Genomic DNA, 12,385 nt, shown 5'->3' with positions numbered 1-12,385 from the left:
CGCTCCTTTCCGGTGCCCTCCCACGCTCGCCCGCCCGCGTCCGTCGGCGCCAATGACCGCCGTCATGCCAAAACGGCATTACGGTGGCGACGTGGACGTCTCCCTTCAGGCGCTCCGCTGCTTCCTGGCGGTGGCCGAAGATCTGCACTTCACTCAGGCGGCCGAGCGCCTGGGGATGACTCAGCCCGCGGTGTCGAAGACGATCAGGCGGCTCGAGGGCGTGCTGGGAGCCCCGCTGTTCGTCCGCAGCCGGCAGTACGTCGAGCTGACCGACACGGGACTCTCCCTGCTGCCCGTGGCGACGCGGATGCTGGCCGACTTCGACGACTGGGCACGGGATCTGCGCGCCGTACGGGCCGAGGCGACGCGGGTGCTGTCCGTCGGCTACCACTCCAGCGTCGAACCCGCGCTGACGAACGCGATCGAGGCCGGTTTCCGCGGCCTGCGTCCCGGCTGGAGCGTACGCATGCGGATCGTCGACTGGGCCGACCCGGCTCGGGGCGTGCTGGAGGGCACCCTCCGGGCGGCCCTGCTGCGGCTGCCGGTGCCCGGCCAGGACCGCCTCGACCTGGAGGTGCTGAGACGCGACGCCCGATACGTGGCGTTGCCCGACGGGCATCGGCTGCTCGACCGAGACGGTGTACGCCTGGCCGACCTGAAGGACGAGGAGTTCGTGGCGTTGCCCACCGCCTCCGGGCCGTTGCGGGCGTTCTGGCTGGCGGCCGACCGGTTCGGCCGCCCGCCGCGGATCGCCGCCGAGGTCGACAACTCCGAGGACTTCTTCCAGAACATCCAGTCGGGCCGGGGCGTGGGGATGCTCACCGAGTCCAGCACGCGCGTCTACCGGCGGCCCGGCGTCCACTATCGGCTGGTCGAGGACGCCGAGCCGAGTGAGCTGGCGGTCGTGTGGGAACGCGACGGTACCGATCCGATCGTGCGTGACTTCGTCCGCGCGTGCCTGGAGGCGGCGGACCCGCGGTGAGCGGGCCACCGCCACGGCGCTACCGCGCGAAGCGCGCGATGGGGTTCTCCAGGGTCGCGCCGAGGAAGCGGAGGGAGCAGTCGAAGACGTCCGTGAAGATCGACAGGATCGAGGGCGGCGGCCGCGTCGGGTCAGTCGTCGGCGGCGGCCGTGCCGGCCACCGCCTCGGCGAGCAGGTCCTCCTCCGTCACACCCCGGCGCCAGTAGCCGGTGAACGTCACGGCGCGGCGGTCGAAACCGCGTTCGCCGACGAGGTGCCGGCGCAGGGCCCGCACGCCGCCGGCCTCACCGGCGATCCAGGCGTACGGGGCGCCCGGGGGAAACGCGGCGGCCCGTACCGCGTCCACGATCGTCTCGGCGTGGGCGTCCTCCCGGACCAGCCAGGTGATCTCGGCCTCCGCGCGCGTCGGCAGGTCCTGGACGTCGGCCGCGTGCGGTACCTCGATCCACACGCGCGCCCGCGCGGTCACGGGCAGCCAGGCGAGGATGCCGGCGACGGCGGGCAGCGCCGTCTCGTCCCCGGTGAGCAGAACCCAGTCGGTGCCGGGCGGCGGCCGGAAGTCGACCCCGCCGTTGTCCGGCTCCACCGGGCCGAGCAGGACGACCGGGTCGCCGGGGACGGCGCGGGCCGCCCAGCGGGACGCCGGGCCGCCGTCCCCGTGGAGGGCGAAGTCGACGTCGAGTTCGCCGGGGTCGCGGCGCTGCTCGCGCACGGTGTACGAGCGCATCACCGCGCGTACGGCCGGGTCCATCGCCCGCCACCGGGCGAACCAGTCCTCGCCCGCGTCGGTGGGGATGACGGGGGAGTACTGGTGGGGGTGGGGGAGGAACAGCTTGAAACGCTGGTCGCGGCCGCCGGCGGCGAAACCGGCCAGGGAGTCCCCGCCGAACGTGATCCGGATCGTCGACGGGCCGAGGCGCCGCGTCCGTACGACCCGCGAGTCGAAGAACCGGAACGGGGCGGCGGTGGCGGTGGTGCTCACGATGGGTCTCCTGTTATCGCGGGTCAGCGGACCTCGCGGGTCAGCGGATCGCCGCGGGTCAGCGGACCTTCGCGGCCTTCTGGACGGCGGCGGCGAGCGACTCGATGAGCGGCGCGCAGCCCGCGTGGCTGAACCGCGGCTCGCTCTGCCACGGCGTGATCTGGCCCGCCTTCACCGCAGGGAGTTTCGCCCAGGTCGGCTTGGCGGCCAGGTCCTTCGGCTGCAGCGCCGAGGTGCGGGCGTCGAGCAGGATCAGGTCGGCCGGGTACTTGTCGGCGTTCTCCCAGCTCAGTTCCTCGAAGAAGCCCTGAGAGCCGACCTTGTCCGGCACGATGAGGTCCACGCCGAGGCTGCGGAAGTAGCGCAGGTCGGCGCTCGCGTTCGGGTCGGAGACGTAGAACAGGTCGGGGCTGCCGGAGGCGGCCAGGACCTTCAGGCCGCCCTTGGCCCTGGCCGCCGCGCGCAGCGTCTCCGCGGCCCGGTCGAACCGCGCCTTGGCGTCGGTGACCTGCCGGGCCTTCAGGTCGGCGCCGAGGGAGGCGGCCAGCTCCTCGTACCGCCGGATCGGCTCGGTGAGCGTCACCTTCGCGGCGGTGACGGCGACGCTCGGGGCGAGCGCGGTGATCTTGTCCTTGCTGTTGTCCGGGACGTACCAGAGCGCGTTCGGCAGGTACATGTTGGTGACCAGCAGGTCGGGGCGCAGCGCCGCGTACCTCTCGACGTTGAACTCGCCGAAGGTGTTGCCGAGGACCGTCACCCTGGTGACGTCCAGGCTGCCGGCGAGCGGGTCCGGCCGGCCGTCCTTCAGCGTGGTCGGGCCGAACACGCCGACGATCCGGTCGCCGAGGCCGAGGTCGTGCAGGGCCGCCGCCGTCCCGATGTAGGCGACGAGGCGCCGCGGGCGGCCGCCCGCGGTCACCCGCTTGCCGCGATCGTCGGTGAACGCCCAGCTCCCGCCGCCCTTCGCCGTGGCCGATCCGCCGCCTCCCCCGCAGGCGGTGACGAGCGCGCCGGCGCCGATTCCGCCGAACGTGGCCAGCAGACCGCGACGAGACAGTCCCGGGGTCCGGATCTGGGGCATGACGATTCCTTCCTCTGGGGAACGGGGGACGGCCGGCAGGTGCCGGAAGGGATTGGGCGGCAGGGGCCGTAAGATCGAAGTTAGGTTAACCTAACCTAAGTTCGCGTTGTCCAGTGTGATCGTGCTCTCGCTCCGGAGTCCTCCCGTGTCCGTCACGAAGTCCCCCGTGCCGTCCGCGGCGCCGCCCCCCACCGCCCCGCCGGCGGGAGGACGCCGGTCCGCGCGCCGGGCCGGGCCGCCCGCCGCCGCGCTGCTCCTGTTCGCCGTCCTCGCGGCGAGCCTGGCCCTCGGTGCCCGGCGGTACTCCCTCGGCGAGGTCTGGCACGGCCTCTTCGATCCGCACGCCCCCGCCTACACCGTCGTCCGCCAGACCCGGCTGCCGCGGACCCTCCTGGGGCTCCTGGCCGGGGTCGCGCTCGGCCTCGCCGGCGGGGTCATGCAGGCGCTGACCCGCAACCCCCTCGCCGACCCCGGCCTGCTCGGCATCAACGCCGGCGCCGCGGCCGCCGTCGTGACCGCGATCACCTTCCTGGGGATCGGGTCGGTCACGGGATACGTGTGGTTCGCCTTCGCGGGCGCGGGCGGGGTCGCCGTCCTCGTCTGGGCGGTCGGCGGGGGACGCGCCGCCACGCCGGAGCGGCTGGCCCTCGCCGGGGCGGCCGTCAACGCGGCGCTGTTCGCCTACGTCAGCGCGGTGGAGCTCATCGACACGGCCTCCCTGGACCGGATGCGGTTCTGGACCGTCGGCTCGCTGGCCACCGCCCGGCCCTCCGTCGTCGCGGGGATCGCCCCCTTCGTCGCGGCCGGAGCGCTGCTCACCGCCGCGCTCGCCCGCCCCCTCAACGCGCTCGCCCTGGGCGACGACGCCGCCCGCGCGCTCGGCGCGCGTCCCGCCTGGACCCGGGCCGGCGCGCTCGCCGCCGTCACGCTGCTGTGCGGCGCGGCCACGGCCGCGTGCGGGCCGATCGTGTTCGTCGGGCTCATGGTGCCGCACCTCGTACGCGCCCTGACCGGCCCCGACCTGCGCCGGCTGCTGCCCTACTGCGCGGTGCTGGCCCCCGTGACGCTGCTCGCCGCCGACGTGCTCGGCCGCGTCCTCGGCCGGCCCGCGGAGATCCAGGTGGGCATCGTCACGGCGGTGGCGGGCGGCCCGGTCTTCCTCGCCCTGGTGCGACGCGCATGAGCGGGCGGGGCAGTGCCTCCGGCGAAGGGGCGCGCATGAGGACCGTCGTCCTCCGGACCCCCGGCGGCCTCTCCGTACGGCTGCGGCCGCGCGCCCTGACCGTCGGCGCGGCGTGCGTCCTGGTGGCCGCGGTCGCGGCCGTCCTCGCCATCGGCGGCGGCGACTATCCGATGAGCCCGGCGGACGTCGTCCGTACGCTCCTGGGCGGAGGCAGCCCCGCCGACGCCTTCATCGTCGAGCAGGTACGGCTGCCGCGCGTGCTCACGGCCCTGGCGGCCGGTGGCGCGCTGGCGTTCTCCGGAGCCGCGTTCCAAGCGTTGGCCCGCAACCCGCTCGGCAGCCCGGACCTCCTCGGATTCACCCAGGGCGCGGCGGGCGGCGCCCTCACCGTGATCACCGTTGTCGGCGGCGGCGCGATGGCGACGGCGGCCGGCGCGGTCACCGGGGGACTCGTCACCGGAGTGGTCATCCACCTGCTCGCCTGGCGCGAGGGCCTGCACGGCCGGCGTCTCGTCCTCGTCGGCATCGGCGTCGCCGCGATCCTCACCGGGATCAACGGCTACCTGCTCACCCGCGCGAACATCCCCGACGCCGCGCGCGCCGTCCTCTGGCTGACCGGCACCCTGGACGGGCGCGGCTGGAGCGACCTGGCCCCGGTCCTGACGGCCACGGTCGTCGTCGTCCCCGCGGTGCTGCTCGGCTGCGCACGCGCGGCGCGCGTCCTCGAGATGGGCGACGACACGGCGACCGCGCTCGGCGTACGGGTGCGGCGCACACGCCTGGCGCTGCTGGCCTCGGCCGTGCTGCTCAGCGCGCTCGCCGCCGCGGCCACCGGCCCGGTCGCGTTCGTGGCGCTGACCGCTCCCCAACTGGCCCGGCGGCTGACCCGCGAACCGGGGCCCAACCTGTTGCCGTCCCTGTGCATGGGCGCGGCCCTCCTGGTCACCGCGGACCTGGCCGCCCAGCGGCTGATCCCCGGCCGCCGGCTGCCGGTCGGCGTGGTGACCGGCGTGCTCGGCGGCGTCTACCTGATCTGGCTGCTCGCCACCGAACGCCGCAGGGGACGGCTGTGAGGACCTCGCACACCAGGAAGGCAGGGAACGTGGAGCACGAGCGCGAACGCGCGCACCCGACGACGGCCGCCGAGCCCGGACCGGCGGATCGGAGCCCCGGCGCGGCGGATCGGGGTTTCGGCGTGGTGGATCGGGGTCGCGGTACGGCGGATCGGGGTGAGGGTACGGCGGGCGGCGGATCCAGGTTGGCGGGGCGCGCGCTGACGCTCGCGTACGAGCGCCGGATCGTCGCCGAAGAGCTGACCGTGGCGATCCCCGACCGCTCCTTCACCGTCATCGTCGGGCCGAACGCCTGCGGCAAGTCGACGCTGCTGCGCGCGCTCGCGCGGATGCTCAGACCGCGCTCCGGGGCCGTGCTGCTCGACGGCCGGGACATTCACGCGCAGGCCACGCGCACCGTCGCGCGTACGCTCGGGCTCCTCCCGCAGTCGTCGATCGCCCCGGAGGGCATCACGGTGGCCGATCTGGTGGCGCGCGGGCGCCATCCGCACCAGGGGCTGTTCCGCCAGTGGTCGGCCGATGACGAGCGGGTCGTCCAGGAGTCGATGACCGCCACCGGCGTGGCCGATCTCGCCGGCGTCCGCGTCGACGAGCTGTCCGGCGGTCAGCGGCAACGCGTCTGGATCGCGATGGCGCTCGCCCAGGAGACCCCGCTGCTCCTCCTCGACGAGCCGACGACCTACCTCGACATCGCCCACCAGATCGACGTCCTGGACCTGTGCGCGCGGCTGCAGCGCGAGCAGGGCCGCACCCTCGTCGCCGTCCTGCACGACCTGAACCAGGCGGCACGGTACGCCGACCACCTCATCGCGATGCGCGACGGGCGGGTGGTGGCCGAGGGAGCTCCCGCCGAGGTCGTCACGGCCGAGAGAGTGGAGGCGGTCTTCGGCCTGCCGTGCCGCGTGATCGACGACCCGGAGACCGGAACGCCCCTGGTCGTACCCGCCGCGCGTCGGCGGTAGGACCGGCGCCAGCACGAGGTACCGGCGGCTCAAAGATTCCGTCGAACCGCGTTTCACGAAGGTCGCCGGCCGCGGCATCCATGATCGTCTTCTTGGCGGAAGCGACCTCTGCCAAGGAGATCAGATGATCAAGTCTTTCGACCGACGCATCGTCACCGCGGCCACGGCCGTCGCACTCGGAATCGTCCTCACGCCGGCGTCCGCCCGCGCGGCCGGGTTCTCCATGGTCTACACGTGCGCGGTGCCACTCCTCGGGGACAGGACCGTGGAGTTCGACGGCACCCTGACCGCGACGCCGCGCCGGCCCACCGCCGGCACGTTCACGCGGGTCGACCTGCACGTCTCCCGGCTCAGCCTCCGCCCGCCGGTGGCCGTGACCTCCTGGAGCGCCGACGCCGAGGTCGACGTCAGCGGCGCCCAGATCGCGGGCTTCCGGCTGTCGGGCTCCGGCGGCCCGGTCTCGGCGTACGACACCGTCACGGGTGATCTCACGGGCGGGTGGGTTCCGAAGGCGATCGGGCTCGATCGGCTCCGCCTCGGCAAGGTCGTGCTCAGGGTGAGCACCTCGACCTTCGGCGAGGTCGTCGTTCCCTGTGCGCCGAGACGGCCGCGCCCGGTGGCCGAGACCATCGCCGTCTTCACCCGCTGATCCGCGGACCCGCTGATCCGCGGACCCGCTGATCCGTGGGGAACGCGGGCACCCGCCGGGGCGGGGCCGGTCGGCGCATCGGCCCCGCCCCGCGCGCGGACCGCACGGCCGCACGCCGTGAGTTCTCCCCGTTTTCGCACGAATCGCAGGGCGTCTTCCGTCCCCGCCGGCGCCCGACCGTACGGCGATGTCCCCGGCCACGCCACCGGCCCGTCGCCGCGCGCCCGATCGCGCGCACGTCCCTCGCCGCAGGTCACCCCCGGTCGCGCGGCAGGCGGCACCCGTCTTCACCTCGGCCCTGACGCGCCGAATGCTGCTCGGTCGAGCTTCTTAGATCACGGTTTGGCGGCCAACGGCCGCCGATCCGCTATTGTCCGGTTAATTGCCGTTGATCGATACTATGATGCTCGAATTACCGGGGATCTACCGATGCGCGCCTCCGTTCTGACATGTTGAGCCGCGCATCTTCCGCGCGAAGTGGGGTCATCAGTGCGCATCAGTCAATCGAGTCGATGGGTCATGCCGGTGGCGGCCGCGACCCTCCTCACAATGGCCGCGGCGTGCTCGTCGAGCGGCGACGCCTCCCCGGCGGGCAAGTCCGCCAAGGCGCCGGACGCGGCGGCCACCATCACTCCGGCGAACGGGGCCGCCAAGGTGCGTCCGGACAAGGGCGTCACGGTGCAGGCGGACAGCGGAGTGCTGGAGCAGGTGAGCGTTCAGGCGGGCTCGAGCACCGTCGACGGCGTGATGTCCGCGGACAAGAAGAGCTGGACGACGAAGTGGACGCTGAAGCCCGGCACCGCGTACACGGTGACCGCCACCGCGAAGAACGCGGCGGGCAAGGTCACCACCGCCACGAGTAAGTTCACCACCCTCAAGGCGTCCTCCACGGTGAAGATCAGCGACGTGATCCCGCAGCCCGGGGAGACCGTCGGCGTCGGAATGCCGATCACCGTGACCTTCAACCGCCCGGTCGCCAACAAGGCGGCGGTCGAGAAGGCCCTCGAGGTCCGGTCGACCACGCCGATGGAGGGCGCCTGGCGCTGGATCACCAGCGAGCAGGCCATCTTCCGCACGAAGGACTACTGGCCGGCCCACAGCAAGGTCAGCCTCGTCGCGCACCTGGCGGGCGTCCGCGCCTCCGCCGGCGTGTACGGGGCCAAGGACGTCACGCGGAACTTCTCGATCGGCGCCTCCCACATCGCCAAGGTCAACCTCAAGACCCACAAGAACAAGGTCTACGTCGACGGCAAGCTCGCCAAGACGATCCCGGTGAGCGGCGGCATGGGCGGCGGCGACTCGCACGGCAACGACTTCCGCACCACGAGCGGCGTCCACCTGACGATGGGCAAGTCCCCGGTCGTGACGATGACCTCCCCGAACATCAAGGAGGGAGAGGCCGGGTACTACCACGAGCTCGTCTACAAGGACGTGCAGATCAGCAACAGTGGCGAGTACCTCCACCAGAGCCCCGGCGACTTCGGCTGCCTCGGCCACAGCAACTGCAGCCACGGCTGTGTCCGGCAGACGCCCTCCGGCGCAGCCTGGTACTTCAACCTGAGCAACCGCGGTGACGTCGTCGTCATCAGCGGCACGACCCGCGACCTCGAGTGGAACAACGGCTGGGGCTACTGGCAGCTGTCCTTCGCCAAGTGGATGAAGGAGAGCGCCCTGAAGCAGCCGGTGACGACGACCGCTCTCACGGCGTCCTCCGGCGCTGCGTCGCCCAACTGACGACGGACGAAGCCGGGCGGATCCCACCGATCCGCCCGGCTTTCGCATGTCCGAAGCGGCTTTCGCCGCCCGTGGCGGCTCTCGTCGGTTCCGGCACGCTACGCGTGCGCGGGTGGGACTCCCGAATCTCTCCACCGATGATGAGGTGCGAGCCTCCCTCCCCTCTCTAAAGGAGCCCGAGTGGCAGAGTCGCTGACCTACGCCGACGCTCTGAAGATCCTCGGTGGCCGTCCCAGCAGGCTGATCGGCCTCGCCGACCGGCTGGCGGCCGCGGGACTGGTCACCTGGACGGTCGCCGCGCTGGCGACCGGGAACGACGCGTCCGCCGCGCTCAACCTGTTCGACCTGAAGGAGGAGATCGTCAGGTTCGGACACGACACCGTCCGCCGCATCTCGGAACGGCGCAGCGGGCTGTCCCGCTTCGACCGTACGCAGCGGCTCGCGGCGGCCCATGCCGTCCTGGTGGTGTCCTCCTACTTCGAGGCGCTGGAGCAGGCGGACCCGGCGATCGGGCTCGAGCGCTTCGAGCTGACTCCCGGCGAGAAGGTCGCTCAGGCGACCGGCGCCCGCCCTCCGCGCGGGGACGTCGAGCTGGTCGGCGGGCTGCTGCACGACCGGCTTCCGCTGCCCGAGCCGCACGTTCCGTACGAGAGCACCCGAGCGGCGATCAGGTCGACGTACGAGCTGATGTCACGGCGGCTGACGACCTTCGTCCGCGGTGTCGCCGCGTGGGACGCCCTTTCCGGCCCGGAGCGCACTCGCCTGACGCGGGCGGTCGCGGCCGTGCCCCCGGTCGCGCTCCAGATCTACGAACAGGCGTTCCGGAGGCTCGCGACGGACAACCGGGAGTTCGAGGTCTGGGCGAACCTGACGCGGCTGGAGGCGCTCGGCGCGGGATTGTCCGAGGTGGGAAGGATTCTCGGCACCATGGCGGCGGGCCGGCCGGGTGACCGGCCCAGGCGCCGGTTGCTCCGGGGATACCGCGCGGCGCTGTCCGAACCGATCGTCGCGACCGGCCGGGCGCCCGACGGCGTGGTCCTGCCCGCCCTCGGCGACGCCTACGTCAACCCGCGGTGCGAGGTGGCGGAGGTCGACCCGTCGGAGAGCCCGGCCGACCCGGCGTTCTGGGCCGCCGAACAGGTGCGGGAGCCGCACGCCGAGGCTTTCCTGTCCGGCTTCCTGACCTCACCCCGGGCGGTCCAGGCCCCGCTCGTGGTCCTCGGCGAGCCCGGATCGGGCAAGTCGAAGCTGACCGAGGTCCTCGCCGCCCGCCTGCCCGAGGAGGACTTCCTGCCGATCCGGGTCGAACTCCGCCAGGTCGCCGCGGAGTCGATGATCCAGGAGCAGATCGAGCAGGCCATCCGCCGCCAGTCGGGGGAACGGGTGACCCTGCCCGATCTCCTCGAGTCGGCCGACGGCGCGTTGCCCGTCGTGATGCTCGACGGCTTCGACGAGATGCTGCAGGCGGCGGGGCTCAACCGGTACGACTACCTGGAGCAGGTCCGCGACCTTCAGCGCCGGCAGTCGGCGCTCGGGCAGCCGGTCGCCGTCATCGTGACGACCCGCACCGTGGTCGCCGACCGCGTACGGTATCCGGCAGGCACCGTCGCGCTGCGGCTCCAGCCCTTCACCGACGACCAGGTCCGCTACTGGCTGGACGTCTGGCACCGGCACAACGCCGCGCTCCTCGCGGCACGGTCACGCCGGCCACTGGCCGCCGAGACGGTCCTGGCCCATCGGGAGCTGGCGCGGCAGCCACTGCTCCTGCTCATGCTCGCCATCTTCGACGCGCAGGACAACGCGCTGCAGGCCGGTACCGGCAGCCTCGGTCAGGCCGACCTGTACGAGGCGCTGCTGATGGACTTCGCGTTCCGGGAGGTGCGCAAGGATCCACGAACCGCGTCCCTGCCGTCCGGCGAGCAGCGCAGGCTCGCGGAGGCGGAGCTGGAGCACCTGGCCGTCGCCGCGCTCGCCATGTTCAACCGCGGCCGGCAGACCGCCGGTGAGGACGAACTGGACCGCGACCTCTCCCTCCTGCTCCCGCAGCACCCTGACCCCGGTGCCGACGAGCCGGCGGCGCTGAGCCCCGCCGAGCGCACCACCGGCCGGTTCTTCTTCATCCACCGAGCCGAGGCCCGGGTGCGGGACCAGCGGGCACGGACCTTCGAGTTCCTGCATCCGACGTTCGCGGAGTTCCTCGTCGCCTGGCTCGCCGTCCGCGTCATCGACGATCTGACCGCGGTGCGGAAGGTGACGAGCGCACGGCCGACGGCGGCCGGTGGCCGGCCGGACGACGGCTTCCTGTTCGCGGTCCTGTCCTTCGCCTGCGTGGCCGAACGCGCGCCGATCGTCGACTTCCTCGGCGAACTGCTGCGTCGCGGGCCGGAGGAGCACGAGCGCCGGGCGCTGCTGCGGGAGTTGCTCGACGGCGCGCTGTACCCGCACGCCGGGCGGTCCCACACCGCCTATGAGCCGGTGGCGCATCCCGTCACCCGGCGGCTCGCCGCCTACTCCGCCAACCTGACGATCCTCCTCGTCCTGCTCTCCGGCGAAGGCGCCACCGCCGCTGAACTGTTCCCCGGTTCCCCGGCCGCCGCGGTGGAGCGCTGGATCCGGCTGAGCCGTCTCTGGAAGGCCGAGCTGTCCCCGTCCGAGTGGCACGGGATCCTGAACACACTGCGTGTCACCGTGCACCTGGCCGATGAGCTGCGGGTCCGGTTGGGCCGGGAGGACGGCTCCGCGGTCTCGGTCCTCGGCGCGTTCGCCATCGCGCCCCCGGGCGCCCGGCCCGAGGCGACCGACTACGACCTCTTCCTCTCCGGCGACCCCGGAGCGTACGACGTGCGCGTGAGCCCGGCGAGCGGCCTCGGGCTCCTCGTCCGGACCCTGGCGTTCCTGCCGGACTGGCGGATGGGAATGCTGCTCCTGCAGTCCCTACCGCTGTTCCAGGCCCTGGGCGGTCGCATCTGGTCGAGGTCGACCGACGAGGAGGGGATCGTGCCCGGCTATCACCTCGGGCGGCTCGACCACACCCGCGACGCGCCCGAGGACGAACGCGCGGCGACCTACCGGGAAAGTCTCAGGGCGACGGCCGCCTTCCCCGAACTGCACCGGCTCGTCCTCCTGCGCCTCCGCGACGACGTCGGCAGGCTGCCGGCCGCGAAGGTGCTGGACCTGCTCCACCAGGCGAACACCGTGCGGCCGACGGACGCGTACCTCGAGACCGTCAACGCGCTGTGGCACCGGCTTCCCCAGGGCGGGGCGGCCGGACACGGAGTCGACGGCCGTGACCTGGTGGCGGCGCTCGTCAGGGCGATCGAGCAGCAGTGGCCGGACACGGAGCTCGATCTCCTCGCCCCGGGACTCCGGGTCGCGGCCGCCGGAAGACGGCGCCCCGCCGACACCGGATCCCGCTGAAGGTGAGAAGCCGGCCCGCAACGGCCGCCTGGGCGGAGGGACGGCCGCCGGTCAGACGGTGGTGCGGGTGGAGAAGTCGAGGGTGGCGGAGAAGCAGTCTTCCACCGCCTCCTCGGTCAGCCCGACCCAGAGGTGATCGCCTCCGGTCACCGGCCGGTACTCGACCGGGCGGCCCGCGTTCCGCAGGACCGCGACGAGCCGCTCGCTCTGCGCGAAAGGGACGATCGTGTCGTCGGTGCCGTGCAGGATGAGGAAGGGCGGCGCGTCCGGCGTCACGTGGCTCACCGGGCCGGCCGCAGGGACGCGGTTCACGCGCCGGCC

Annotated in this window: 10 protein-coding genes; 7 read left to right on the top strand and 3 right to left on the bottom strand. The window is 73.1% G+C overall.

Annotated features, from left to right (window positions below):
• Positions 1-91: 91 nt before the first annotated feature.
• Positions 92-982, top strand: a complete 891-nt coding sequence (locus NE234_RS40815; protein WP_252786526.1) for a LysR family transcriptional regulator — start codon at positions 92-94, stop codon at positions 980-982.
• A 131-nt stretch (positions 983-1,113) separates the two neighbouring features.
• Here the strand turns inward: NE234_RS40815 and NE234_RS40810 are convergent, their stop codons facing one another.
• Together NE234_RS40810 and NE234_RS40805 are read right to left on the bottom strand one after the other, a co-directional pair.
• The gene (locus tag NE234_RS40810; RefSeq protein WP_252786525.1) at positions 1,114-1,965 is read right to left on the bottom strand and encodes a siderophore-interacting protein; all 852 of its coding nucleotides are present in this window, start codon (positions 1,963-1,965) and stop codon (positions 1,114-1,116) included.
• 58 nt (positions 1,966-2,023) lie between these two features.
• Entirely contained in the window at positions 2,024-3,046 is a 1,023-nt protein-coding gene (locus NE234_RS40805) for an ABC transporter substrate-binding protein (RefSeq protein WP_252786524.1), read from the bottom strand.
• Positions 3,047-3,191: 145 nt separating this feature from the next.
• Here NE234_RS40805 and NE234_RS40800 point away from each other — a divergent pair, with 145 nt between their 5' ends.
• The 6 genes from NE234_RS40800 (at position 3,192) to NE234_RS40775 (ending at position 12,064) form a co-directional block, all read left to right on the top strand.
• Positions 3,192-4,229, top strand: coding sequence for a FecCD family ABC transporter permease (locus NE234_RS40800; RefSeq protein WP_252786523.1), 1,038 nt, complete (start codon positions 3,192-3,194; stop codon positions 4,227-4,229).
• Positions 4,230-4,264: 35 nt separating this feature from the next.
• On the top strand, positions 4,265-5,302 hold the full coding sequence (locus NE234_RS40795; RefSeq protein ID WP_252786522.1) for a FecCD family ABC transporter permease: 1,038 nt from the start codon (positions 4,265-4,267) through the stop codon (positions 5,300-5,302).
• Positions 5,303-5,487: 185 nt separating this feature from the next.
• A complete protein-coding gene (locus NE234_RS40790; protein ID WP_252786521.1) occupies positions 5,488-6,264 on the top strand; it encodes an ABC transporter ATP-binding protein in 777 nt (258 codons plus the stop codon).
• 124 nt (positions 6,265-6,388) lie between these two features.
• Positions 6,389-6,913 carry a hypothetical protein gene (locus NE234_RS40785; RefSeq protein WP_252786520.1) on the top strand — a complete coding sequence of 175 codons (525 nt, stop codon included), beginning with the start codon at positions 6,389-6,391 and terminating at the stop codon, positions 6,911-6,913.
• Between the two features lie 549 nt (positions 6,914-7,462).
• Complete coding sequence (locus NE234_RS40780; RefSeq protein ID WP_252786519.1) at positions 7,463-8,647, top strand: L,D-transpeptidase; 1,185 nt, start codon at positions 7,463-7,465, stop codon at positions 8,645-8,647.
• A 180-nt stretch (positions 8,648-8,827) separates the two neighbouring features.
• Complete coding sequence (locus NE234_RS40775) at positions 8,828-12,064, top strand: NACHT N-terminal helical domain 7-containing protein (protein ID WP_252786518.1); 3,237 nt, start codon at positions 8,828-8,830, stop codon at positions 12,062-12,064.
• Between the two features lie 51 nt (positions 12,065-12,115).
• Here the strand turns inward: NE234_RS40775 and NE234_RS40770 are convergent, their stop codons facing one another.
• The gene (locus tag NE234_RS40770; protein WP_252786517.1) at positions 12,116-12,376 is read right to left on the bottom strand and encodes an alpha/beta hydrolase family protein; all 261 of its coding nucleotides are present in this window, start codon (positions 12,374-12,376) and stop codon (positions 12,116-12,118) included.
• Between the last annotated feature and the right edge of the window lie 9 nt (positions 12,377-12,385).

The organism is Actinoallomurus rhizosphaericola (assembly GCF_024055675.1).
GTDB classification, from domain to species: Bacteria; Actinomycetota; Actinomycetes; order Streptosporangiales; family Streptosporangiaceae; genus Actinoallomurus; species Actinoallomurus soli.
The sequence above is the reverse complement of the archived record's forward strand: the minus strand, read 5'-3'. Positions and strand labels throughout refer to the sequence as shown.

Excerpts from the sequence above, each read along its gene's own strand:
- NE234_RS40805 (WP_252786524.1), bottom strand. The coding sequence starts at position 3,046 with ATGCCCCAGATCCGGACCCCGGGACTGTCTCGTCGCGGTCTGCTGGCC.
- NE234_RS40795 (WP_252786522.1), top strand. The coding sequence starts at position 4,265 with ATGAGGACCGTCGTCCTCCGGACCCCCGGCGGCCTCTCCGTACGGCTG.
- NE234_RS40785 (WP_252786520.1), top strand. The coding sequence starts at position 6,389 with ATGATCAAGTCTTTCGACCGACGCATCGTCACCGCGGCCACGGCCGTC.
- NE234_RS40780 (WP_252786519.1), top strand. The coding sequence starts at position 7,463 with ATGGCCGCGGCGTGCTCGTCGAGCGGCGACGCCTCCCCGGCGGGCAAG.